Here is a 1,063-nt window from a genome sequence, read left to right as displayed (position 1 = left end):
TCACCGTCACGACGCGGACGGTCGGACGACCCACCGCCGTACGACGGACGGTCACCGTCACGACGCGGAAGGTCGGACGACCCACCGCCGTACGACGGACGGTCGCCATCCCGACGCGGACGGTCCGAGGACCCGCCGCGGTACGACGGACGATCACCGTCACGAGCCGGCCGGTCGGACGACCCACCACGGTACGGAGGACGGTCGCCATCGCGACGCGGACGGTCTGCGCCCCGCGGGCCGTCACCGCGCGGCGGACGGCCGGAATCCCCACGGTCGCTCCGCCACGAGGGACGGTCGTTCCGGTCGCCCTCACGGAACGGACGGTCGCCGTCGCGACGCGGAGCGCCGTCGCGTCGAGCAGCCCCGTCGCGGAACGGTCGGTCACCGCGCTCGGGACGACGATCGCCCTCACGGCGTTCGAACTCGCGGGGACCGGACGACCAACGGCCACCACGGTCGCCACGGTCGCCGTCGCGACGCGGAGCGCTGTCACGGCGAGGGAACCGGTCACCGTCGCGTCGAGGCCGGTCTCCCCGATCGCCGTCGTTCCGTCGCTGGTCGTCGTCGTTCGCCACCGTTGCTCCTCATCGCGTGCCCGAGTCAGAACCAGGGCGTTCGTCCGCTGTGTCGTTGTGTTGGATGCCGCATCGGTCACCCGACACCCGGACTCCAGTCCATCACGAACCAGAGCCGGCGTCGAGCGGCCGGGGCAGAAACAGAAATGGCCACCGGCCTCGATCGAGAACGAGGGTCTCCCCTGCGAGTTCTCGATGGAGGGCCGATGGCCACATCTTTCTTACGTTGAGTCCGGCGGCGTCCTACTCTCCCACAAGGTCCCCCTTGCAGTACCATCGGCGCTGAGAGGCTTAGCTTCCGGGTTCGGAATGTGACCGGGCGTTTCCCTCTCGCTATGACCACCGGAACACCTTCGACCAGATCGTACATTGGTCTCAAAGCTGTCCCAGCTGTAGCTGAGTTATTCAGTTTCGATTCCCGATCGTCTGTCGGGAACCACAAAGTGGACGCGAGCCCCACACCTAAGGTGTGGGAAATAATTGTG

1 protein-coding gene and 1 rRNA gene are annotated in these 1,063 nt (G+C 67.5%); both read right to left on the bottom strand.

Going from position 1 to position 1,063, the window contains the following annotated elements:
• A partial coding sequence (locus BIU97_RS18280; protein ID WP_217640109.1) for a hypothetical protein occupies nt 1–274 on the bottom strand: 274 nt, incomplete at its 3' end.
• A 534-nt stretch (nt 275–808) separates the two neighbouring features.
• A 5S ribosomal RNA gene (rrf, locus tag BIU97_RS11770) occupies nt 809–925 on the bottom strand.
• Between the last annotated feature and the right edge of the window lie 138 nt (nt 926–1,063).

The sequence above is a fragment of the Curtobacterium sp. MCBA15_009 genome (assembly GCF_001864895.1).
Classification (GTDB): domain Bacteria; phylum Actinomycetota; class Actinomycetes; order Actinomycetales; family Microbacteriaceae; genus Curtobacterium.
The sequence above is the reverse complement of the archived record's forward strand: the minus strand, read 5'-3'. Positions and strand labels throughout refer to the sequence as shown.